This is a genomic window from Streptomyces sp. NPDC087787, from assembly GCF_044743035.1.
Classification (GTDB): domain Bacteria; phylum Actinomycetota; class Actinomycetes; order Streptomycetales; family Streptomycetaceae; genus Streptomyces.
Map to the genome: position 1 here is coordinate 1 of NZ_JBIUVQ010000012.1, position 20,841 is coordinate 20,841.

A 20,841-nucleotide genomic window follows, 5' to 3' on the forward strand; every position below is an offset into this window, starting at 1 on the left:
AGCTCCGGTGCTCGACCACCCGGATCACCTGCCTCGTCCAGGCCGTCCTCACCCTGCATCTGGCCAGCTCAGACCGATGATGGAAAAGCCTCACTTCCTCGCTGGCGGGTTTTGGGCCGCTGCGATGCTGCCTGGCGGACGCGACGAGGCCACTGGTCGGCCCTCTCGGGGACGGTGACAGGCTCCTCTGCACAGCCACAACTGACCACCGGCGGCCGTGACCTGCGGCCGCCGAATCGATCAACGCCCTGACCTGTTGCGCCGATCCCGGGGACGGCGCCGGCAACTTCGGCGCTCTTCGGGGTGCGCCTCGGCCGCCGCGGCGGGCTTTTTCGTGGGGAGTTGATAGCCATGGCCCGCGCTGCGCTCCTCCACAGCGGCTAACGTTTCACGGCACGTGCGGATCTCGGGGAGGGCATCGGTGTTGAGTCACTTCGGATGGATCGGCCGCTTGAGGACTTGGTGGCATGACACGCCGGTGGCGATTCGGTGGGTTGCTTACGTCGCAATCCCCTTGGGCTTCGTCACCGCCGGGCTCGGTGCCTACGGCGACTCCCACCACTGGTGGGATGGACGAAGCTTCGTCACCAACCTGGCGTCTAGCTTTGTCAGTCTGCTGTTTGGTGTCCCGACCGCACTGGTCGTACTGGCTCACTTGAGTGAGATGCAAGCCGAAGCGATGGAACGTCGGGCAGTGCAGCGATCGGCGCGCCAGGCAGCAGCGGAGTTCGAACGCGCTCTCCTGGCAGGTATCAAGGCGCAGGACCTTGCTGAGGCACACCACGCGGTCAATCACGCAGCGGTCGCAAGCTGCGAGTACCGGGATCGCCTTGGTGACGTCCGCAGGGCAGGCCGTGGGTCACTTGAAGCCTACGGCGCGAGGCAAGCGGCGTTCGACGAACACCTCAACCTGGGCAGGCTTGACTATCGAATCTGGCTCACCGACATCGCATTGAGATGGAACCGTCTGGACACCGAAGTGCGGCCTCGTCTAGATGAAATGGGACTCCGCTGGATGGCCATGCCCTCCTACCTGGTGCTCAGGAATGGCGTGCAGACGCTGGAGACGTTGGAAGGGCGGGCGTTTACACCGCGGCTCGAGGAAGATCTTGAGGGGCTGGTGCGCCTACCTCCCCGGCTGCGCACAGTTCGGACGAGGGAGCTAACAGCGGAGGCCGAGGCTACGTCAGCTTGCTTGTCAGCGCTTGCGGACATGATTCGGCACGTGAACTACGTGCGGTCCGTCGCGACCTAGCTATCTTGCCCTGGGTGGTTGGGGAGACGCCGCTGGTGGGTGGTGTGCTTGCGAGCGCGGTGTGTCTGCGGTGGTAATTGGAGGTGTGCAGCCACCGTGGGGACACGCCGCGTCGTTCCTGTTCGGAGCGGGCTGCGCCGCTTCGCGTGCGGTGGTGATGCGTCGATGGTTGGCCCAGCTGCAGGGACATCGCTATGCGTTGGCCTGCGACTCCTTCGTGTCGGGCGGTGTAGTTGGCGGTTGCCCTGCTGCGGTCGCCTTTGGCGAGGGTTGAGCCCCTGGCCCGCTCTTGCTGCGCATTATCCCGCCGGCGATCAGGGAACCTCCGCCAAGCACCACGAGACCGGTACCGAAGGTGCCGCGGGAGCCAAATTGATCACGACAGGACTGACGCGGGTCTCCGTCGTATCCGAAGCCGGTCATCGCCCCAGTCAATTTTCCTATGCGGGCTTCCTTGTCTGCCGCCTCCCAGTCCGGAAACCAAGGAGACCCACAGTTGCCCATCGGAGCAGCCCCTAGGTACAGGCCGATCCCTGCCACGATTGCGCCCAAGGATAGGAGCCATGCTGTCGTGCTCTTGTTCGCATCCATGCGCGCGATCATGACATCCTCCTGGAGAAGTTGAGAGGGTTTCGCGAAGATGCATGGTGATCGCTGGTGATCAAGAGATCACGCAGTGGCCCGCTTTTGATCCACCGTCCGTGGCCCTCATTTCACCCGTCGACGACACCGGATTCGTCAAAGCGACAACGCCGTTCATCCTGCCCCCCGACGCCAAGCCACCCATCCACTTCAACTATGGCCGAGGCAAGCTCTGTTCTCCGGGCTTGGGCATGGTGGTACCAGTGTCGCAGATCCACTTGGGTGACCTGCGGCTGTCGCTCGCTGCGACTGTCGTTAGTAGTCATCGCCGGTCGCTACTGAGCGGCCTCGGACGGCCCACAGACGGCCCAGGGGCGATCACGCATCGGCTGTCGGCCACTCGTCGAGCCGCACGCTGACCTGGTGGGTATGGGCGTGCCAGAAGACCTCACCCATGACGAGGGGCCCCAAGAGCCGGGAGGTCCATCCCGTGCAGCATGGACGTGATCTCCGCCAGCGCTATGGCGTTAGGCACGCCCTCTACGTGCGGCGAAGCCGGTGGAAGTGCACACTTCTCGCCGTGGAGATCATCAAGGGCGAGCTTCGACGTCTTCGGTCCGGTCTCGGATCTGGTGACAGTCAGCAGAGGCCGTTTCTCGTGCGGGTCCGGTTCACTGCCGAGAATCCGGCACGGGTCATCGCGGATGCCCGTGCTGTGCTGACGTCTGTGGTCGAGCGGACGAATGACTGGCCCGCCTTCGAGCGGTGGTCGGAGTTGCTGCCGGCGTGGTTCGTGCAGCGGTGTGCGCCGGAGCACGCGGAGTCGGGGGCTGGCCTGTCATTCGACGCCCAGGCCTGGCTCCGGAAGTGGCAGGCGATGACGCCCGAGGAGAAGGCGGACTTCAGTCAAGGACCTTGGACGCTCTCAGGCTGGCTCTACTACTTCGACCCGACCGCGGAGGGCATGGGCGACGACCGCAGCTGGTGGTGGTGGGACGCGGGGTCAGGCGAGCCGGGCAACGGCTGGGTTGAGGTAGCCACCACCGGTTGGCCATTCGGCAGCGGTTCGCTGTCTTGGCTGATCGAGGCCAGCGGTGGCAGGGACCTCACGTATGGGGCGTGAGCGTCGGGGAACCGGCGGTGGTAGTTGCTGTGCAGCACTCGCGTTGACTACCGCTTTAGGAGTTCGGCCTGACCGCCTGTCCACCCGTGCTGGGCGGGGCGGCCGCGGCCGTGTCAGACCGATCAGTCGGTGACGGTCATACAGGCCGCTTCATGGCTCCTCGGAGGCACTACTGGTCGAGGCTGGTTGCTGTAGTTGCTGTACTTCCTTGCTGTACAGCTCGCTTCGCCGCCGCGTTCTGGGCATGAGCCTCACGCCGCAGCCGACGCTCATAGTCCGCGATCTGTCGGGGTACGGGCCTGCTGGTTGCAGTTTGGATAAGCCGCTCGTTCTCCCGATCCACCAAGAAAGGGCCGTTCCCGCCGAGTGTTGGCCGCTGGCCGGCGGGGCGACCGATGTCCCGTCGCGCGCACCAGTAGAACACCCACCCGAAAGACACGGTTTCAACCCTGGAGATCGCAAGGTCCAGGTGTTGATACATCGCTCTTTCGACCCGTGAGAGCTCCGCCGCAACGAGCCCTCGTGCTTCGTCTTCAGTGAGCATCTGCCCAGCGTCTCAGAGGGGGCGGCGCATGTATGTCTCCTCGTCCCCAAGAAAGCGCCGCGGCGCTCGGGATCCTAGAGCACCAGTTTGGAAGATCGCGTATGCGGATCCGGCCTGACCTGGCAGAACGGTGACCTGCGTGTTCTCGGGAGGATCGCCGACGTTCCCCGTTGGTCCCCGCTGCTTGCTCTCCCATCGGGCACGCAAGGGGCACGGGTGGCCGCCTGTGTGCGACTACGACGACGGAGCCGGCTTCCTGCGCCGGGTGAATCGACGGCAGGCCACCCAGAGGTTGACCAAGAGCAGCACTGATCCGGCGATGGGCCAGCCCACGGATCCACCGTCGCGGTAGGTCTCGATACCGACCACTAGCAGCAGTGAACCGACCGCCACGCCCACCACATCGAGGAGGGCGTCTGCCAGCCTTGCGATCTTCGAAAGGTTGATCACGGCTAGATCGTGGCAGGTGACCGCGCTCATTGCCAGGTGCCGGAGACCTTTCCCACCACTCAGCCCAGCTCCCATCCCGTCCGCCGTCGACCCACACACCGTGGAGCGGGCGTGGTTCAGGGGCGTCAAGGTGGAGCGCGCTACTGTACGAACGACCTTGACGCCCCTGGGCCGCGTCTGCTCGGCTCTGCCTGGGTCGGCGGTGGACGGGATGGGAGCACCCCACGCACGCCCCTACGGGCCCGCAGTCGGCAATGGCGCCCCCTCCATCCCGGTGCCAGCCGATCCCCGCCGGAGGCATCGTCTTTGACCGCGGGCCGCTCTATGCGGTGATCGACTCATGACACCCGGCCCTATCCACATGTGGGCGCGCGTCGGCGCAGCGCGGGCGGAGCGGGCCGGAGGCAGGAGCGCAGCGCGCAGCGAAGCCGGGAGCGCGCCCGGCGGAGCGGAGCGCAGCCGGGGCTTGAACCCGTAAAGAAGGTTGTAACTCAGTCGTCGGCAGGGATGCGCCACAAGGGCGCCGCGTACTGTTCTGGGCGGCTGCTGATGAGGAGTTGGCGCAGCTCACCGCGATGAGAGCCGCTGAGGTTCAGGGCCTCGGTGATGTGGCGGAACGTCGTGTGGGTGACTCCGCGGGCTCGGGCCTCACGTTGGAACTGGTCGAGCCGGAGCAGTACGTCGTCGGGTTCGAGCTTCGTCGGTGGCTGCTCGGTGAGCCATGCCGCCTTGTTGCGCTCGTAGTCGATTTCCGAGAAGCCGCAGATCTCGCGGCTGTATGCCTCGGCCTCGTCCAGGGTGGCCGTCGTCATGATGGCGCGGGCCAGGGTGTTGCGGTTGATGGCTTCGTCCAGGTCGACTTCGTGGACCGTGGGCCCCTCGTCGGTGAGGGGTACGGCGAAGCCGGCGTCCCGGACTTCGCAGATGCCGCGGGCTCCTCGGGCTGTCGCCGCGAGCATCGCTGTCGCCTCTGAGGGGTGCCACTGCAGGACGCTGCCGACCGATTCCACGTCCTGCGCCGTGAAGCTGTGGACGAGGGGGCCGAAGAGGGGGCGCAAGTCGTCGGGCGAGACTTCACCGTCCAGTCCCGGGCCTGCGACCAGCAAGCGGATCGGGGCGTTGACCTGGCAGCACGCGGCGAGGGTGAGGGCGTCGGCGAGCGGGCTCTTGAGCGTGGGTTCGTCGCCCTGGGCGAGGATGTCGCCGCCCACGTCCAGCAGATCGATCGACGCGGGAGCCAGGTGGTCGATCAGCTCTTCGAGCTGGCGTGTGACGCCCTCGGCGCCGTGGTGCGGGTCGAGCAGGGCGACGGTGTGCGGGAGCTCTTCCGCGAGTCGGGGGAGTGTGGAGCCTGCCGGGGCGATCGGCTCGGCCGTGGCCGGCACTGACCGGACGGAGTGAGTGACCGGCGCGAGTCCCGTGAAGTTGTCCGCTCCTCGCGGGCCCGGGATCGGGTCGACCAGCAGGCGATCCCAGGCGTACGTGAGGATCACCGCCTGGTCCTCGTCGCCGTACAGGGCGGCGTGAAGCATTGCGGCGGCGACTGCGTCGCCACCTCCTCCTGCTGCGACGATCAACCGCGTCATGTGCCCAACATTACGGGCTGAGGGCCTGGCCACTCACCCTATAGTGGCCAGAGGCCATAGCCACTTGGACGAGGAGGGCACATGCCGCAGATCGAGGAGGCTCAACCGAAGTATCTCCAGATCGCCCACTACATCCGCGATCAGATCCTTCGAGGCGACCTACGGGCAGGGGACGAGGTTCCCTCGGAACGGCAGCTGGCTGCCGACTGGAAGGTGTCCCGGCCTACGGCGGCCCGGTCGCTGGAGGCGCTGAGTCATCAGGGGCTCGTCGAGAAGCGCCAGGGGTCAGGTACCTACGTGCGCAGTCTCGAAGTGAACCGGCGCGCACGGGAGTTGTACGGCCGTGCTCGCCAGACCGGGAAGATCTACACGCCTGGGGAGTACGCGGTCATCACCTCCGCCGGCTGGATGGACGCGCCCGATCACGTTGCTGAGGCCCTGGGGCTGACGAAGGATCGTCGGGCGGTGCACCGCCGGCGGGTGACCAACAACCAGGACGGTCCGATCACCCTGTCCACCTCGTGGTTCGCGCCTGACGTCGGTCAGCGTGCGCCCAAGCTCATGGAGCCTGAGCGGCTCCAGGAGGGGACACTGATGTACGTCGAGACGATGACAGGGCGGAAGGGCAGTTACGCCGAGGACCGCATGTGCGCCCGGAGCGCCACTGAGGAGGAGGCCTCGGACCTGCAACTGGCAGCTGGAGCTGCCGTGTTGATCGTCCACCACGTTGTCTATGACCTTCAGGACCGGCCGCTGGAGTTCGCCGAGGCCACTTACCCGCCGCGCCGCTGGGCGTTCGAGCAGGGTTACCCCCTCACCTGATTGCAGGTCACTTCGCGCGAACGGCTTGCGTGCTGCAAGTGGCTAATGCCACCATCCACTAAGTGGCTAAGGCCACTTACGAGAAGGGGGCACGGCGTGACGAGTCAGCGGCCGGATCAGGGCACGCGCTTAGCCTGCCGGGGATGCCGGGGGCGCGGCTGGAAACGCGTCGGTTCGCGCACGGCGGCGGCTCTGGCCACGACCGATGACCGGACTCGTGCCACATCGAAGCGGCGCTGCCTCGACTGCGACGGCAGCGGCAAGGAGTGAGCGCGGATGACCTACACGATCGACCGCTACCCCTGCGAGGACTCGCCCCGACTCGGGGCGATGACCTTGCATCCGACTCCGGAGTCCGTACCCCGGGCCCGGCGCTGGTTCCGCAAGTTCATCGCCCCGTACAACCCGCTCTGCTCGGTCGACGACTGCATGCTGATGATTTCGGAGCTGGTGACCAACGCGATCCGCTGCGGACGGTCGGACGAGCAGTGGCTCGTACGGGTGGAGTGGTTCCGGGAGGGGACTTCGCTGCGGGTGGAGGTGCACAATCCGGGATTCCCGGCGAGCGTGCGTCTCCGTCGGCCGGACGCCGACGACGCGCACGGACGCGGTCTGCTCCTGGTCGACTCCATCGCCGAATCCTGGCACTCCGGGCCGAGCCGCTTCGGGGGAACGGTCGTCTCCTTCGTGATGGCCGATGCCTGGCCTTCATGAGCCGGACCTGCCCCACTTCTACTGCCGCACGCGCATAGTCGCTAGTCTGGTTGACTGGTTGACTTGGCCAATCTCGACAGACGGCGGCGTTCATGGCGTATGAAGTGGAGGCACCCAAGTACGTGCGCCTCGCGCAGACGATCCAACGTCGTATCGAGGACGGCACGTACGCGCCTGGTACACGGGTTCCCAGTGAGAACCAGTTGGTGCAGGCGTTCGGGATGTCCCGCCCCACGGTCGTGCGAGCGCTGGAGCTGTTGAAGCGGGACGGCTGGCTGGAGTCCCGGCAGGGCTACGGGACGATCGTGCGCGGACGTCCCGCGGTCGTCGAGAGCAAGGATCGGCGCGGGCTCGACGCTCTGACGCGCGACGAGTCGCAGACCCCTGGGCGCCTGGTCGATGTCGGGGAAGCGGCGGTCCCGCCGCGTGTGGCCTCGGCTCTCGGGCTGCCCAAGAGTGCCAAGGTGCTCCGTCGTCGGCTCTTGGTCGAAGAGGACGGCGAAGCGGTCGAGCTCGTCTCGTCGTACTTCCCCGCCGGCCTGGTCGACGGAACCGATCTGGCCGACGGTGACGCGTTGGCGTCCGGCGTGCGCGAGCACCTGGAGACGCGTAAGAAGATTCGCTTCGACCATGTCACGGAGCGGGTGTCCGCCCGGCTGCCCGACGCTGCCGAAGCTGAGTTGCTGGGGCTTCCGGACGGCGTCCCCGTCCTGAGCGTCCTCGTCATCGCCTGCGATGCCTCCGGCCAGGCGCTCCAGGTCTCTGACGTGCTCCTTCCTGCCGATCGGCAGGAGCTGGAAGACACCTACCGCTTGAACTAAGCCGCCTGACGCCCCCTCAACTCACCCTCACAAGTGGCTTGACAAGTCAACTTGGCATCCCTAGTTTCGAACTTGCTAAGTCAACTTGTCAGGTGCGAGTTGATCGACTCAGAAGGAGACATCTCAGTGCGTGTTATCCGCGTTGACGCCTCGACCGCCACGATCCTGCTCACCGAAGCACCGGCACCGAAGGTCCGTGACCGGCAGACCGGCGAGATTGCCAAGGACGCCGTGAGCGGTGAGGCCCTGATGACCGTCGGCGTCGTCTACATCGACGAGGGCGAGTCGTCGCTGATCCAGGTCACCATCCCCGAAAGCGGGGTCTCGGAGGGGCTGACCGTCGGTGCTCCGGTCGCCCTGCCGGGGCTGGTGGCCCGGCCCTGGGAAAGCGTGTTCAACGGGCAGCAGCGGCACGGCATCGCCTACCGGGCCACCGCCGTTGCCCCCGGTGCCTTCCCGATGGCTCAGGCGGGCTGATCGCCGTGGCGGACCTTGGGACGGTGGCCGAGCTGGGTGGGTCGCTCGCCGCGATAGGCGGCGCGGCCTACGTCCGACACGCTCACCCCGCGGCGTACTGGTCCACGGTCGGGCTGCCGCTGTCGGTGGCCCGGCTGCTGGCCTCGTACTCCTCGACCATGGACGCCTGCGGCCTGACCGTCGAGCCGCCGCGCTGGCGGACCCTGGCCGTCCGGGCCACCACCCGACGGGAGGTCCGGCCGGTCCCGCCCCGCCGGGGGCTCATCCGGCCCACCTCGACAGGCCTGCGCATGCGGCTGCGCCTGGCTCCCGGACAGGAGCCGGCGGACGTGGCGGCCTCGACCGAACGGCTTCGGCACGCCTGGGGCGTCCATGCCGTGCACGTCCGGGACATCAAGCCCGGAGTCGTCGAACTGCGGCTCGTCGGCTTCGACGTCCTCCGGAAGGTACGGATGCCCCGCGGTCGTACGGGCCCAGGACTACTCCAAGTGCCGGTGGCCCTGCGGGAGGACGCGACTCCGTACGTCCGTGACTACCGTGCCGTACCGCATGAGCTGGTTCTCGGCGCCACGCTCTCGGGCAAGTCCATGTACCTGCGGAACCTGCTCGCCGGACTGGCCACGCAGCCGGTGGTCCTGGTCGGCATCGACTGCAAGCGCGGTGTCGAACTGGCGCCGTTCGCCGCCCGGCTGTCGGCGCTGGCGACCGACCCCGACCAGGCGGCCGAGCTGCTGCCGGTGCTCGTGAAGGAAATGGAGGACCGATACGACCTGATCAAGGCCCGGCAGGGCATCGCCCCGGGCACCCCGGACGAACTGATCACCTCCGACATCTGGGGCCTGCCGGACACCGAACGCCCGGCGCCCATCGTGCTGTTCGTCGATGAGGTGGCGGAACTCTTCCTCGTCGCCACGCGGAAGGAAGAGGAACGGCGCGACGAGATGGTGACCCACCTCATCCGCCTCGCCCAGCTCGGCCGCGCGGCCGGCATCTACCTGGAGGTCTGCGGCCAGCGCTTCGGCGCCGAGCTGGGTAAGGGCGCGACCATGCTCCGTGCACAGCTCACCGGCCGTGTCTGCCACCGTGTCAACGACGAGGCGTCGGCCAAGATGGCACTCGGGGACATCGCTCCGGAAGCCGTCTGGGCCGCGTGCTCGATCGCCTCCGAGCGGCCCGGCCTGGCCGTCGTGGGTGACACCTCGGGCGGCTGGTCCCGCATCCGCACCCCGCATCTCTCCCTCGCCGACGCTGCGGCCACCTGCCGCGCTGCGGCCCACTTCGCTCCCGACGTACCGGCCCTCTCGCCCTTCCGGCCTTCCGCACCGCCCGTGCAGTCGGTGAAGTCCACCGAATCACCGAGCCGTTCGCAGCCGATGACCGAGTAGCCACACCTCCACCTCCACGGTCGGCGCGACCGTCACGCGCCAAGTCCCTACCCCGTCATGCCCAAAGGAAGGAGAGCGCTGCCATGTGCCCTGACTGCGAAGACTTCACCCGGACCGTCTTCTTACTGGGCCAACTCGCCCTCTACGCCGACACGTCGGGCGCCGACGAGAAGTTCGTCGAAGCCGTGGCTCAGTCCCTGGCCGTGTCCCTTCCGGAGCCGCCGCCGGGCATCTTCCCGCCCGGCTACGACCCCGAAGACGGCCCGGACCACCCTGGCGAGTCGTCCTGATGGCCCGCCCCGCTCTCCGTGCGGACGCGGTCCTGGTCCAAGCCGTCATCGCCGGGGCCCTGTCCTTCGCCCATCTGCACGACCTCGCCGCCGCTGCGGGACAGGACGGATGGAAGGCGTGGGCCTACCCCGTCTCCGTCGACCTGCTCCTCGTCGCTGCCTGGCACCGGCTCCGCAACGGCGGATCGAAGCCGGCCGCCTGGTGCTGGTTCGCCGTCGCCCTGACCGCGTCGCTCGGTGCGAACGTCGCGACCGCCGGCCTCCTCGACATGGACGACGTACCGGCCTGGCTGCGCATCCTCGTCGCCGGATGGCCCGCGGTCGCCTTCCTCGGCGGAACCCTGCTCGCCCACGGCTCACGCACACAGACATCCGCGCCGTCACCAGAACCGGTCCCGGCAGACAACAGTGCTTCCGGGGCTTCGGCCTCCGCTCCTGCTACCGCGCCCGTTCCCCCTGCACTCGTCGCTCTCGCCCGCAAGGTCGCCGACGAACACCGGGCCCGGACCGGGACAGCCATCGACACCTCGACCCTGCGCGCCCGCCTCGGCGTCCCGTTGCGGCTCGCTGAAGCCATCACCACCCACCACCTCACCTGACCCGGAGGACATCCCACCGTGCGTCCGTCCACGCTCCGCGCGCTCAACCGGGCCGCCGAGCTGACCCGTCAGAACCGCCTCACCGAAGCAATGCTCATCGCCGAACCCGTGATCCTCACCGCCGACGAGTACGAGAGCGAGGAGATCCGGCGGTGGCTGCTCGACCACGTCGCCGACTTCACCGGCGAGAGCCACCCGGAATCGAGGGAGCTGCCCTGATGCCCGCGAACCCGCGCTTTCGCCGACTCGTCCGCATCGGCCCCGTGCAGGTCGCCACGTACTACGACGGCCGGGGCCGCGAGAAGCACACCGCGGCCTGTACCGCTCCGCGCTGCGGCTTCTCAGCCGACTACGACAGCCGCACCGCCGCCGAACTCGCCGCCCGCACCCACCGCTGCAACGTCCGCTGAGGGAGCTTCCGTGACTGTTTCACTGCCGCTCGTCCTGGTCCTGGGCCTCATCGCGTGGGGCGCGATCAAGTTCCTCGGCGTCCGCGTCTGGATCGTCGTCGTGATCGCGCTGTTCGGCTTCCTGCTCTCCCGGACCTTCCTCGCACCGGCCATCGACTCCGGCACCCGCTCCGGCGTCGACGTCGTCAACGGCACCCACGACTGACGAGGAGATACGCCGTGCTCCGCCCCAAGCTGCCCGACATCCCGACTCAGCCCACGTCGCACATCGTCAGCGCCCAGCACAGCCACGTCCCGGCGCCCTCGGCCGGCCGCACCCTCGCCCCCTGGGTTGGCGCCGTCGCCGCGGTGACCGTCGTCGGCGTCGTGCTCACCGCGCTCCTGGCGGCCCTCGCCGTCTCGGCCGTGTCCGTGGCCATCGCCGCCGTGGTCCTGCGTTCCCTCGTCAACGGCGCGAACAAGCGCTGACCGGCCGCCGGGGCGGCAAACGCCGCCAAGCATCCCGCCGCCCCGGGGCCGCCCCTCCCAACCGTCAAAGCAGCCGAAAGGAACTCCCATCATCACCCGGCAGACTCCGCCCCCGCTGGCGGAACTCTCCATGCTGGCCTCGCTGGGCACCATGCCCGAGTTGGCCCGCCAACTGTCCGGCCTGGGCGGCTGTACTCGCCCGGTACGCCTCGACGGCCACCGCACCGAGTACGAGATCGACATCACGACCGGTGAGATCGGCCGCACCCTGCACCACCTCGACTCCGCCACCCTCCCCGCCGGCCAGCTTCTCGTCCGCTGCAACAACCGCCGGGCCACCCGGTGCCCGGCCTGCGCCGAGACCTACCGCCGCGACACCTACCACCTGATCACCGCCGGTCTCCGCGGCGGCAAGGGCACCCCGGAACAGGTCGCCACGCACCCGCGCGTCTTCGCCACCTTCACCGCCCCCAGCTTCGGCCCGGTCCACAACCGCCCCTCCAGCGGACGCCCCTGCCGCTGCGGCATCCGCCACGACGATCAGGACCCGGCCCTGGGCACACCCCTTGACCCGGACGCCTACGACTACGAAGCGGCCGTTCTCTGGAACGCGCACGCCGGGGCCCTCTGGCAGCGCTTCTCGATCTACCTCCGCCGGGAAGCCGCCAAGCGAGCCGGACTCACCCAACGGGCCTTCCGCGACCACGCGCGCGTCTCCTTCGCCAAGGTGGCCGAGTACCAGAAGCGCGGCGCCGTCCACTTCCACGCGGTCATCCGCCTCGACGGCCCGGAAGGCGGCGAGACCGTACCCCCGGCCTGGGCAACGGCCGAGCTGCTGACCGACGCCATCCGCGCTGCCGCTGCCGCCGCCCGCGTCGACGGCCCGGAGGTTGACGGCCGGCCGCACACCTTCGTCTTCGGCCGCCAACTCGACGTCCGCCCGATCCGCTCCGCCGACTTCGACGGCGACGACGACCTGACCGAGCGGGCCGTCGCGGCCTACGTCGCCAAGTACGCCACCAAGGGGGCCGAGACAGCGACCGGCACCCTCGACCGGCCGTTGCGCTTCCTCGCCGAGCTGGCGCAAGCGCGGATCACCGAACACGCCCGGCACGTGATCCGTACTGCCTGGGCCCTGGGCGCACGCCCCGAGCTGGCAGACCTCCGCCTGCGGGCCTGGGCCCACATGCTCGGTTTCCGCGGCCACTTCTCCACCAAGTCCCGCCGCTACTCCACCACCCTCGGCGCCCTCCGCGAAGCACGCACCGAATGGCGCCGCGCCCAAGCCGCCCCGGTCGTCGACACCGGCCATGACACGACGCTCGTCCTCGCGCACTGGGTCTTCGCCGGAACCGGCCTCTCCGCCGCTGAAAGCTGGCTCGCCGCCACCCTCGAACCCGCTCCCGGAACAGAAGGAGAGCCGACCACATGAACGACCGCTATCTGTCCGTGGATCAGGTCGCCGAGCTGCTGGGGACGACCGTCCGCTTTCCTCGGCGGCTCATCGAGGAACGGCGCATCCGGTACGTCAAGGTCGGCCGTCATGTCCGCGTTCCCGAGAGTGCCGTGCGCGACTACATCGCCGCCCACACCGTGGAACCGGTGAGGCTCCGCCGTACGGCCCTGCGGAGGGCTGCCTGATGGCCAACAAGAAGGGCAGGCGCCGGCGCTTCGGTGCTGTACGGCAGTACCGGTCCGGGAGTTGGACGGCGTCGTACCTCGGGCCCGACGGTGAGCGCATCCGCGCGGGCGAGACCTTCCAGACCAAGAGGGACGCCGAGATCTGGCTGTCCCAGGTCGAGGCGGACCTCAGCCGCGGGGACTGGCGTGCTCCTGACGTCGGGGCGGTCAACCTCGGCGTCTACGCCGAGAAGTGGGTCGAGGAGAGAGAGTTGGCCGTTCGGACGGAGGACCTGTACCGGCACCTGCTCCGCCTGCACATCCTCCCGACGTTCGGCGGACTCGACCTGGACGAGATCACCGCACCTCGCGTACGCGAGTGGCGAGCCGAACGGCTCCGCACCACCAAAGCCAAGACAACCGTCGCCAAGGCGTACCGCCTCCTCAAGGGCATCCTCGAGACAGCCGTCGACGACGACCTGATCACCCGCAACCCGTGCCGGATCAAGGGCGCGGGCAAGGAGTCCGCCACCGAGCGTCGTATCGCCACCGTCGCCCAGGTCGACGCGCTCGCCGACGCGATCGGCATCCGCTGGCGGCTCATGGTCTACCTCGGCGCGTACGGTCCGATGCGGCCCGAGGAGCTGGCCGGCCTCCGTCGCCGTGACGTCGACCTCGACAACCTCGTGATCCGCGTGCGGGTCGCCGAGCCTGAGCGGACCAATGGCAAGCGGGCTCCCGGACCGACCAAGTCCGATGCGGGCGCTCGTGTCGTCGTCCTCCCGGCCTTCCTGCAGAAGGAGGTGAAGCGGCACCTCGACTGGTTCGCCGAGAAGGGGCCCGATGGGCTGGTCTTCGTGGGGGAGAAGGGCGCGGCCTTCCGGCGCACCTCGTTCGGGCGGAAGTGGCGTCGGGCTCGCGCGGTCGCCGGTCTTCCGGACGGCTTCCGCTTCTACGACCTCCGGCACACCGGGCACACCCTCTCGACCCGCTCGGGCGCCACCCTCCGGGACACGATGGTGCGCGCCGGCCAGTCCTCCGAGAAGGCGGCGCTGATCTACCAGCACTCCGACGAGGACCGGCAACGGGAGGTAGCCGCCGGGCTCGACGACCTTGTACGCGCCGAACGTGCGAAGGACCACAAGAACGATCCCGCGCACCACAGGGTGGAGCCGTCCGAGAACTAATGGTGCGGTTGTGGTGCGGCACCCATCCCCTGGTTCAGACAACAAAGAACCCCCGGGTCTCTGACCTGGGGGTTTCGCATGGAGCGGGTGACGAGAATCGAACTCGCGCTCTCAGCTTGGGAAGCTGATGTTCTACCATTAAACTACACCCGCGTAAGACGCCGACCGAAGTTCGGGTCCGGCGCTCACTGTACCTCATCCCCGGCCCCCGGTGCCCGAACCGTGGGGCCGGTGTGCGTTTCAAAGGGGGGAGCGGCGCTGCGGGGAACCGGAGTTGGGGCGTACGGTGGGGGTGTGCGGCTGGGGTCCTGTGGGGCCGGAGTGCCGTCTGGTGGCACGTCTCTTTGATCCCGTACTGTGGCTTTTGTCGTCAGGCGGCGAGAGGCCAGACGCGGTTCTGGGGAAGGGACTTAAGGGACTTGATGGAGCGCACCGTCGTCCGTTGTGCCGAGGGGCACGTGTTCAGCACCGCTTCGTTCCCGATGCAGCAGGCCGAGCGGCTCGGCCCCGGCCGGCTCATGAGGTGTCCACGGTGTGCCAGGCTCCGCAGCGTGGTGCCTGTGGGACTGCAGAAGCGGTAGCGGCAGCAACGCGGTACCGGCGCGTGGAGTCGTCCTGATTGTGGGGGCTCCGCGCGCCTTGCGTATCCTCGCTACGTGCTTCTCTCAGACAAGGACATCCGGGCCGAGATCGACGCCGGGCGGGTGCGGATCGATCCCTTCGACGAATCCATGGTGCAGCCGTCGAGCATCGATGTGCGGCTCGACCGCTACTTCCGGGTGTTCGAGAACCACCGCTACCCCCACATCGACCCCTCCGTCGAGCAGCCGGACCTCACCCGGCTCGTCGAGCCGGAGGGCGACGAACCGTTCATCCTGCATCCGGGGGAGTTCGTCCTCGCGTCGACGTACGAGGTCATCACGCTTCCCGACGACCTCGCCTCCCGGCTCGAGGGCAAGAGCTCGCTGGGGCGGCTCGGGCTTGTCACCCACTCCACCGCCGGGTTCATCGACCCCGGCTTCTCCGGGCACGTGACCCTGGAGCTGTCGAACCTCGCGACCCTGCCGATCAAGCTCTGGCCCGGGATGAAGATCGGGCAGCTGTGCCTGTTCCGGCTCAGCTCGCCCGCCGAGGCCCCGTACGGCAGTGAACGCTACGGTTCCCGGTACCAGGGGCAGCGCGGGCCCACCGCCTCCCGCTCCTACCTCAACTTCCACCGCACGCAGGTGTGAGGGGCAGCCACGACATGACCGGGATACGAGAGAACCTCAGCTACGAGGACTTCGGCACCGCCGTGCGCGAACTCGCGCAGACCATCGCCGACGACGGGTACGAGCCGGACATCGTGCTCAGCATCGCGCGCGGCGGTGTCTTCGTCGCCGGTGGACTCGCCTACGCCCTCGACTGCAAGAACATCCACCTGGTCAACGTCGAGTTCTACACCGGCGTCGGGACCACGCTCGAGATGCCCGTCATGCTCGCGCCCGTGCCCAACGTGATCGACTTCTCCGACAAGAAGGTCCTGATCACGGACGACGTCGCCGACACCGGCAAGACGCTCAAGCTGGTCCGCGACTTCTGCCTGGACACCGTCGCCGAGGTGCGCAGCGCCGTCATCTACGAGAAGTCCCAGTCGCTCGTGAAGTGCGAGTACGTCTGGAAGCGCACCGACGACTGGATCAACTTCCCGTGGTCCGTGCTTCCTCCGTGCCGCAAGGCCGGCACGCCGATCACGCCCTCGAAGGACGCCCTGTAGCGAGGACCGCATCGAGCGCCATGGAGCGCAGTACGGCCCCGCAGCGCCTGCTGCGGGGCCGTACCTGTGCTTGGTCCGGTCAGGGGTGGGTCAGGCGCTGGTCAGCGCGGCCTGGCCGCGGTCGGCCTTCATCGGGCCGGCGGCGGACGGCCGGACGTCGAAGTCGAACATGGCGGTGGGGACGTACAGCGAGCAGCAGGCGTTGGGGATGTCCACGATGCCGCTGATGCGTCCCTCTATGGGCGCGGAGCCGAGCAGCAGGTAGGCCTGCTCTCCGCTGTAGCCGAACCTCTTGAAGTACTCGACGGCGTTGAGGCATGCCCGCCGGTAGGCCAGCGTGGCGTCCATGTAGAAGTTGGTGTCCGTGTCGTGGTCGACGGAGACACCGATGAAACTGATGAACTCCGTGTAGCGCGGCTCGACGTTACCGGGCATGAACACCGGGTTGGTGGTGATGCCGTACTTCTCCATGCCGCCCTTGATCAGTTCGACATGGAAGTCGATGAAACCGCCCATCTCGATGGCGCCGCAGAAGCTGATCTCTCCGTCGCCCTGGCTGAAGTGCAGGTCGCCCGCGGAGAGCTTGGCGTCCTTGACGTACACGGGGAAGAAGGCCCGCGAGCCGCGGGTCATGTTCTTGATGTCCTGGTTGCCGCCGTTCTCACGGGCCGGCACCGTACGTGCGCCTTCCTCGGCGATGCGGGTGGCGACGTCCCCGGTGGCCGTGCCGGCGAGCGCGTGGGTGGCGTCCGGGGGTACGGCGAGGGGCGGGACCCGGTTCGGGTCGGTGTCGATCAGTGCCTTCTCGCGCCTGTTCCAGCGGGCGAGCATCTCGGCGGACGGAGCCGTTCCGAACAGACCGGGGTGGGTGATTCCGGTGTAGCGGATGCCGGGCAGGTGGCGGGAGACCGCCTGCTGGCCGTGGAAGTTCCAGATGGCCTTGTACGAGTCCGGGAAGTAGTCGGTCAGGAAGCCTCCGCCGTTGCTCTTGGCGAAGATGCCGGTGTAGCCCCAGCCCTGGCCCGCCGCGTCGCCACGCTGCTGCGGCACGGGACCGAGGTCGAGGATGTCGACGACGAGCAGGTCGCCGGGTTCGGCGCCCTCCACGCCGATCGGCCCGCTGAGCATGTGAGGGATGGTCAGGTCGATGTCGCGCACGTCGTTGGCGGAGTCGTTGTCGCCGATCTGGCAGTCGGTCCAGTCGCGGCACTCGATCCGGAACTCCGCTCCCGGCTTCACCATGGTGGCGTTGGGGATGTCGGGGTGCCACCTGTTGTGTCCTGGAACGTCCTGCTCACGCATCGACTTGCTCTGGTCCACATTGAAGAGAATTTCGGGCATGACAACTCCTCACTTCTGATCCGGTGACGTCGGAGCACCCGCGCTGCCGGCCGGCGGAGCGGCTCGGGTCGGCTGCGGCGTTCCACGGGTGCGCGGCCACAGCCCCACGAACATCAGCACGCCGAACACTCCCAGGGCGATGGCGGTCTCGGTCGGGTGCTTCCAGTAGCCGGAGAGCAGCAGCGCCGCGGGAATGGCACCGGTGACCCAGCCCTCGATCGCTGTGACCCAGCCCGTATAGGTCGTGAGGTGATCCATCTTGAGACCGAGCAGCAGGAAGAACAGGAACCACAGCAAGGCCCAGTAGAGCCAGATGACCCCGAAGGGGTAGTCCTTCAGGAGGTGGAAATTGGCGAACGAATATCCCAGGGCGCAAATTGCCACAAACAATGAGTAATAGCCGACCCCGGTGGTGTCAAGATTGGCCAGCAAGCCGATACCCACGTAGAGGTAGGTGAAGCCGAACAAGTAGAGGCCGGAGGCCGCCAGGATCTTCTTCGGGTCGCCGTCGGCGGTGAAGATTAGATAGGTCGGCGTCAGTACCTGCAATGCGCCTACGAACAGGTTGAGTATTGCGCCTGCCCGGCCGTCGACCTTGCCGAGGAGCAGCAACCCGTTTATGTAGAGCACTGCGCCGACAAAGAGGAGTCCCACATTTCCCACCGCGACGCACCTCCTGACTCCGCGTGGGGTGAAGACAGTCAGGGACGCGGCAGCCGCGAGAGCGCGGGGTGCGGTCGCCGCTCCGGCCTTGCGCGCAGCGGCACTTCAGAAACCACTGCCGGGGCCTCGCGGGCCTGCTCCTCCCGTTCGCGGAGGGCGGCGGACGCATTCGTCGAGGTCGTCTTCAGGCCGGGCGCGGAGTACAAGCGCCTCGCAGCGTTCGTGCAAGAAGGGCAACCATGCGTCCTGGGTGCCGTTCCGATCGTCAATTTCACATCGAAGGGGCCGCAATGGTCGCACAGATATTCGTAAGTGGCCATTATCGCTCCGGAAATCGGCTGGACGCCCACGAACCCGAGTGTGCGGTGCGCTGGAAAAGCGTGTGCCGCAACTGTTTCCTCTCTTCAAGGAGACGTCTCGCCAATGGGCGTGTCAAGTCGGGGAGGGGTCGCCCGCCCTCTCTCCTGCTCCGGCAGCCCGTGAAGTGCGCACCGGCGCATGATCGTGCGGCCGCGTTGATCATTCAGGTGCCGCGAGGGGGCCGGTGGAAGATCCATTATGAGGGGCGGAGTGAGGCGGCTCACTCCGGATTTTGCTGGACGGCCGCGACCGAGACCTTTAGTTTCGGTAAATAGATTGATTTTCCTTATGCGGAGGCACCGGCGCCGCGCATACTGTCTCGCAGAAAGCCAAGGAGGGCGGATCGGTGAGCAACATGGACGCCGTGTGGGTACGAGGCGTGAACGGCATTCAGTTGCATCACGTGACCGACCTGCAGGACGCCGGCAGGTTTCTGGGCAACGCGGCGATGGCCCTGCGGGCCGCACACGTGAGGACCGGCACCGACCAGTACGCCAGCATCGCCGCCGAGCTGAAGAGCCTGGTGGAGCGAGTGCGGGAGCTGGAGGACAACGCACGCTCGGGCATGCACGAGCTGCACTCCACCGACCCCGAGCGGTTCGCCCGCTGCCGGGACGGTCACGAGCCGTGGCCCGGCGAGATTCCGGCGGGGTTCATACCGCGCCACACCTGCAAGGACGAGTGCCTCTACCACGACCGTGGCGTCGTCGAAGCCGTCATGCAGTGCACCTGCGGGCAGCCGCCGTGCCGGGCCTGCGAGATCGGCGGCAAGCTCTGACGAGCCGAGACCAGCTGAGACCAGCTGAGACGAAGCAAGGGGCCCGGCGCATCGCCGGGCCCCTTGTGTGCTGGTGGGCCGCTGGGACGCCGGAGCGTCAGAACGTGCCGAGCTTCACGATCGACAGCAGGGCGATCAGCTGGATCGCCGAGGCGCCCAGCGCCTTGGGCCAGGGCAGGTCGTGGGAGCGGCTGACCATGAGGGTCAGCAGTGCGCCGCACGCGATCCAGGTGGCCCAGCCGAGTAGCTGGACGAAGCCCGCGTCGCCGCCGAGGAACATCGCGACGAGCAGACGCGGCGCGTCCGTGACCGACATGATCAGCATGGACAGGCCCACCGTGGGCTGCCAGGCCCCGTCGCCGCCGAGCTGGCGGGCCAGGGTGTGGGTGACCACACCGAGGACGAAGGCGCTGAGCACCAGCGCCACGGCGGTGATCAGGACGATCGGGATCGCGTTGGTGAGGGTGGCGTGGATGGCCTCCTCGCGGGCGCCGTCGAAGCCGAAGACCGCGAGCAGCCCGTAGAGGAACGTCACGATGAGGGCGGGGCCCCACATCGTGTAGTCGCGCATCCGGAGGAAGGTCTGGTTGGGGGACAGGACTATGCCCCGCAGCAGGTCCGTCCAGTGCAGCCGGGGGCCGATCGGACCGGCCGGCGCCGAGCCCGCGCGGTAGGTCCCGCTCTGGTTGTACGGGTCCTCGCCGACCGCGAAGGCCTGGGTGTGGCCGGGGTTGTCGGCCGTGTACGGATCGGGTGCGCCCTGCGGGTGGCCGCCGCCGAAGTACTCCGGCTCGCCGTAGCCACCGCCGTCGGCCCGGGGCCACTGGGCGCCCCCGCCTCCGTACGGCGGCCGCTGCTGCGGGTACGGCTGCTGCGCCGGGGGATAGCCGTACGAGGGGGCCTGGGGTGCCTGCTGCCCGTACGGAGGTCGTTGGGTCCGCGCCTGCGGGGCCCGGTCGTTCCGGTCGCCGCGTCCGCTCCTGAATCCAGCCACGTCATCGAACGTACCCGAGCCCGCCGAATCCCGTGCGGGAGCGGGTGTTCCGGCAGGGCTTTGGGTCCGAGCTGTGACATCCCCTAAGGGGCTTTCCGGGCGTTTCTCAGGGGTGTCCACGGGGCGGTCCGAGGCGCCGGGCGGGAGCTCCCGGTTCGCCTCCCGGATCACGGAGGCGCTGAGTGGCGGCCCGGGGGCCACCGGGCAGGATGGGACCATGAGCGTAGTCAAGATCAACGTACTGACCGTGCCCGCCGAGCAGCGCGAGACGCTGGAGAAGCGGTTCGCCTCCCGGGCGCACGCGGTCGAGAACTCCGACGGGTTCGAGTGGTTCGAGCTCCTGCGCCCTGTCGAGGGCACCGACACCTATCTCGTCTACACGCGCTGGCGTGACGAGGAGTCGTTCCAGGCCTGGATGGAGGGGCCGATGAAGTCCGCGCACCAGGGCACCGGCGCGGGGGAGGGAGGGGAGCGGCCGAAGCCCGCGGCCAGCGGTTCCACCCTGTGGTCCTTCGAGGTCGTGCAGCAGGCCGCGCCCAAGAGCGCGTAGCGCTCCCGGAGCCTGCTTGCGGAGACCGCTCCTGGAAACACGGCGACGCCCCCGTGCCCGTACGGG

Annotated in this window: 26 protein-coding genes, 1 tRNA gene and 1 pseudogene; 20 read left to right on the forward strand and 8 right to left on the reverse strand. The window is 68.1% G+C overall.

The genetic code is table 11. The annotated features are described in order from the left end of the window. Window positions 1-421: 421 nt before the first annotated feature. Complete coding sequence (locus tag ACIOWN_RS19740; protein ID WP_401982945.1) at window positions 422-1,255, forward strand: hypothetical protein; 834 nt, start codon at window positions 422-424, stop codon at window positions 1,253-1,255. Here the strand turns inward: ACIOWN_RS19740 and ACIOWN_RS19745 are convergent. Beyond that, window positions 1,252-1,382 (reverse strand): annotated as a pseudogene (locus ACIOWN_RS19745) (IS481 family transposase); the annotation flags it as partial. The gene ACIOWN_RS19740 and the pseudogene ACIOWN_RS19745 sit on opposite strands and share 4 nt — an antisense overlap. 1,035 nt (window positions 1,383-2,417) lie before the next feature. Between ACIOWN_RS19745 and ACIOWN_RS19750 the strand changes: the two are divergent. Further along, window positions 2,418-2,960: a hypothetical protein gene (locus tag ACIOWN_RS19750; protein ID WP_401982947.1), complete on the forward strand. Its 543-nt coding sequence runs from the start codon at window positions 2,418-2,420 to the stop codon at window positions 2,958-2,960. A gap of 778 nt (window positions 2,961-3,738) precedes the next feature. Here ACIOWN_RS19750 and ACIOWN_RS19755 read toward each other — a convergent pair. After that, window positions 3,739-3,954 carry a hypothetical protein gene (locus tag ACIOWN_RS19755; protein WP_401982948.1) on the reverse strand — a complete coding sequence of 72 codons (216 nt, stop codon included), beginning with the start codon at window positions 3,952-3,954 and terminating at the stop codon, window positions 3,739-3,741. Between the two features lie 491 nt (window positions 3,955-4,445). Continuing rightward, on the reverse strand, window positions 4,446-5,540 hold the full coding sequence (locus tag ACIOWN_RS19760) for a DUF1152 domain-containing protein (RefSeq protein WP_401982950.1): 1,095 nt from the start codon (window positions 5,538-5,540) through the stop codon (window positions 4,446-4,448). An 81-nt stretch (window positions 5,541-5,621) separates the two neighbouring features. Between ACIOWN_RS19760 and ACIOWN_RS19765 the strand changes: the two genes are divergently transcribed. The 14 genes from ACIOWN_RS19765 (at window position 5,622) to ACIOWN_RS19830 (ending at window position 14,333) form a co-directional block, all read left to right on the forward strand. Next, window positions 5,622-6,362, forward strand: a complete 741-nt coding sequence (locus ACIOWN_RS19765; RefSeq protein WP_401982952.1) for a GntR family transcriptional regulator — start codon at window positions 5,622-5,624, stop codon at window positions 6,360-6,362. A 276-nt stretch (window positions 6,363-6,638) separates the two neighbouring features. Next, a complete protein-coding gene (locus ACIOWN_RS19770; protein WP_362349893.1) occupies window positions 6,639-7,076 on the forward strand; it encodes an ATP-binding protein in 438 nt (145 codons plus the stop codon). 92 nt (window positions 7,077-7,168) lie between these two features. Then, window positions 7,169-7,897 carry a GntR family transcriptional regulator gene (locus ACIOWN_RS19775; protein ID WP_401982955.1) on the forward strand — a complete coding sequence of 243 codons (729 nt, stop codon included), beginning with the start codon at window positions 7,169-7,171 and terminating at the stop codon, window positions 7,895-7,897. Window positions 7,898-8,023: 126 nt separating this feature from the next. Continuing rightward, window positions 8,024-8,374 (forward strand): hypothetical protein, encoded by a 351-nt coding sequence (locus ACIOWN_RS19780; RefSeq protein WP_358737027.1) that lies wholly within the window; start codon window positions 8,024-8,026, stop codon window positions 8,372-8,374. Window positions 8,375-8,379: 5 nt separating this feature from the next. Continuing rightward, the gene (locus tag ACIOWN_RS19785) at window positions 8,380-9,759 is read left to right on the forward strand and encodes an FtsK/SpoIIIE domain-containing protein (protein WP_401982957.1); all 1,380 of its coding nucleotides are present in this window, start codon (window positions 8,380-8,382) and stop codon (window positions 9,757-9,759) included. Between the two features lie 83 nt (window positions 9,760-9,842). Then, window positions 9,843-10,049: a hypothetical protein gene (locus tag ACIOWN_RS19790; RefSeq protein WP_388479209.1), complete on the forward strand. Its 207-nt coding sequence runs from the start codon at window positions 9,843-9,845 to the stop codon at window positions 10,047-10,049. Further along, on the forward strand, window positions 10,049-10,648 hold the full coding sequence (locus ACIOWN_RS19795; protein WP_401982959.1) for a DUF2637 domain-containing protein: 600 nt from the start codon (window positions 10,049-10,051) through the stop codon (window positions 10,646-10,648). The genes ACIOWN_RS19790 and ACIOWN_RS19795 overlap by 1 nt, the downstream gene beginning before the upstream one ends. A gap of 18 nt (window positions 10,649-10,666) precedes the next feature. Beyond that, window positions 10,667-10,867 (forward strand): hypothetical protein, encoded by a 201-nt coding sequence (locus ACIOWN_RS19800; RefSeq protein ID WP_358737020.1) that lies wholly within the window; start codon window positions 10,667-10,669, stop codon window positions 10,865-10,867. After that, the gene (locus tag ACIOWN_RS19805; protein WP_401982961.1) at window positions 10,867-11,058 is read left to right on the forward strand and encodes a mobile element transfer protein; all 192 of its coding nucleotides are present in this window, start codon (window positions 10,867-10,869) and stop codon (window positions 11,056-11,058) included. The genes ACIOWN_RS19800 and ACIOWN_RS19805 overlap by 1 nt, the downstream gene beginning before the upstream one ends. Window positions 11,059-11,068: 10 nt before the next feature. Further along, on the forward strand, window positions 11,069-11,263 hold the full coding sequence (locus ACIOWN_RS19810) for a hypothetical protein (RefSeq protein WP_358737017.1): 195 nt from the start codon (window positions 11,069-11,071) through the stop codon (window positions 11,261-11,263). A 14-nt stretch (window positions 11,264-11,277) separates the two neighbouring features. Beyond that, window positions 11,278-11,526, forward strand: coding sequence for a SpdD protein (locus ACIOWN_RS19815; RefSeq protein WP_401982963.1), 249 nt, complete (start codon window positions 11,278-11,280; stop codon window positions 11,524-11,526). 130 nt (window positions 11,527-11,656) lie between these two features. After that, the gene (locus ACIOWN_RS19820) at window positions 11,657-12,958 is read left to right on the forward strand and encodes a replication initiator (RefSeq protein ID WP_401982965.1); all 1,302 of its coding nucleotides are present in this window, start codon (window positions 11,657-11,659) and stop codon (window positions 12,956-12,958) included. Next, window positions 12,955-13,167, forward strand: a complete 213-nt coding sequence (locus ACIOWN_RS19825; RefSeq protein ID WP_362349903.1) for an excisionase family DNA-binding protein — start codon at window positions 12,955-12,957, stop codon at window positions 13,165-13,167. The genes ACIOWN_RS19820 and ACIOWN_RS19825 overlap by 4 nt, the downstream gene beginning before the upstream one ends. After that, complete coding sequence (locus tag ACIOWN_RS19830; protein WP_401982967.1) at window positions 13,167-14,333, forward strand: tyrosine-type recombinase/integrase; 1,167 nt, start codon at window positions 13,167-13,169, stop codon at window positions 14,331-14,333. The genes ACIOWN_RS19825 and ACIOWN_RS19830 overlap by 1 nt, the downstream gene beginning before the upstream one ends. Window positions 14,334-14,412: 79 nt before the next feature. Here the strand turns inward: ACIOWN_RS19830 and ACIOWN_RS19835 are convergent. After that, window positions 14,413-14,486: transfer RNA gene (locus ACIOWN_RS19835), tRNA-Gly, on the reverse strand. 503 nt (window positions 14,487-14,989) lie between these two features. Here ACIOWN_RS19835 and dcd point away from each other — a divergent pair. Together dcd and ACIOWN_RS19845 are read left to right on the forward strand one after the other, a co-directional pair. Beyond that, window positions 14,990-15,565 (forward strand): dCTP deaminase, encoded by a 576-nt coding sequence (dcd, locus tag ACIOWN_RS19840; RefSeq protein ID WP_362349907.1) that lies wholly within the window; start codon window positions 14,990-14,992, stop codon window positions 15,563-15,565. A 14-nt stretch (window positions 15,566-15,579) separates the two neighbouring features. After that, window positions 15,580-16,089: a phosphoribosyltransferase gene (locus ACIOWN_RS19845; RefSeq protein ID WP_362349909.1), complete on the forward strand. Its 510-nt coding sequence runs from the start codon at window positions 15,580-15,582 to the stop codon at window positions 16,087-16,089. 90 nt (window positions 16,090-16,179) lie between these two features. On the opposite strand, the gene fmdA is transcribed toward ACIOWN_RS19845, so the two are convergent. From fmdA to ACIOWN_RS19860, 3 genes are read right to left on the reverse strand one after another with little or no spacing between them, the layout of a single operon-like run. Further along, on the reverse strand, window positions 16,180-17,430 hold the full coding sequence (gene fmdA, locus ACIOWN_RS19850; RefSeq protein ID WP_362349911.1) for a formamidase: 1,251 nt from the start codon (window positions 17,428-17,430) through the stop codon (window positions 16,180-16,182). A gap of 9 nt (window positions 17,431-17,439) precedes the next feature. Next, window positions 17,440-18,093 carry an AmiS/UreI family transporter gene (locus ACIOWN_RS19855; RefSeq protein WP_401982970.1) on the reverse strand — a complete coding sequence of 218 codons (654 nt, stop codon included), beginning with the start codon at window positions 18,091-18,093 and terminating at the stop codon, window positions 17,440-17,442. 38 nt (window positions 18,094-18,131) lie between these two features. Then, window positions 18,132-18,413, reverse strand: coding sequence for an FmdB family zinc ribbon protein (locus ACIOWN_RS19860; RefSeq protein ID WP_362350337.1), 282 nt, complete (start codon window positions 18,411-18,413; stop codon window positions 18,132-18,134). A 395-nt stretch (window positions 18,414-18,808) separates the two neighbouring features. Here ACIOWN_RS19860 and ACIOWN_RS19865 point away from each other — a divergent pair, with 395 nt between their 5' ends. Then, the gene (locus ACIOWN_RS19865; protein WP_401983081.1) at window positions 18,809-19,231 is read left to right on the forward strand and encodes a hypothetical protein; all 423 of its coding nucleotides are present in this window, start codon (window positions 18,809-18,811) and stop codon (window positions 19,229-19,231) included. Window positions 19,232-19,328: 97 nt separating this feature from the next. Here ACIOWN_RS19865 and ACIOWN_RS19870 read toward each other — a convergent pair whose 3' ends face one another. Beyond that, entirely contained in the window at window positions 19,329-20,225 is an 897-nt protein-coding gene (locus tag ACIOWN_RS19870) for a Yip1 family protein (protein ID WP_362349914.1), read from the reverse strand. 217 nt (window positions 20,226-20,442) lie between these two features. Here ACIOWN_RS19870 and ACIOWN_RS19875 point away from each other — a divergent pair, with 217 nt between their 5' ends. Further along, the gene (locus tag ACIOWN_RS19875; RefSeq protein WP_362349916.1) at window positions 20,443-20,775 is read left to right on the forward strand and encodes an antibiotic biosynthesis monooxygenase; all 333 of its coding nucleotides are present in this window, start codon (window positions 20,443-20,445) and stop codon (window positions 20,773-20,775) included. Window positions 20,776-20,841 lie beyond the last annotated feature (66 nt).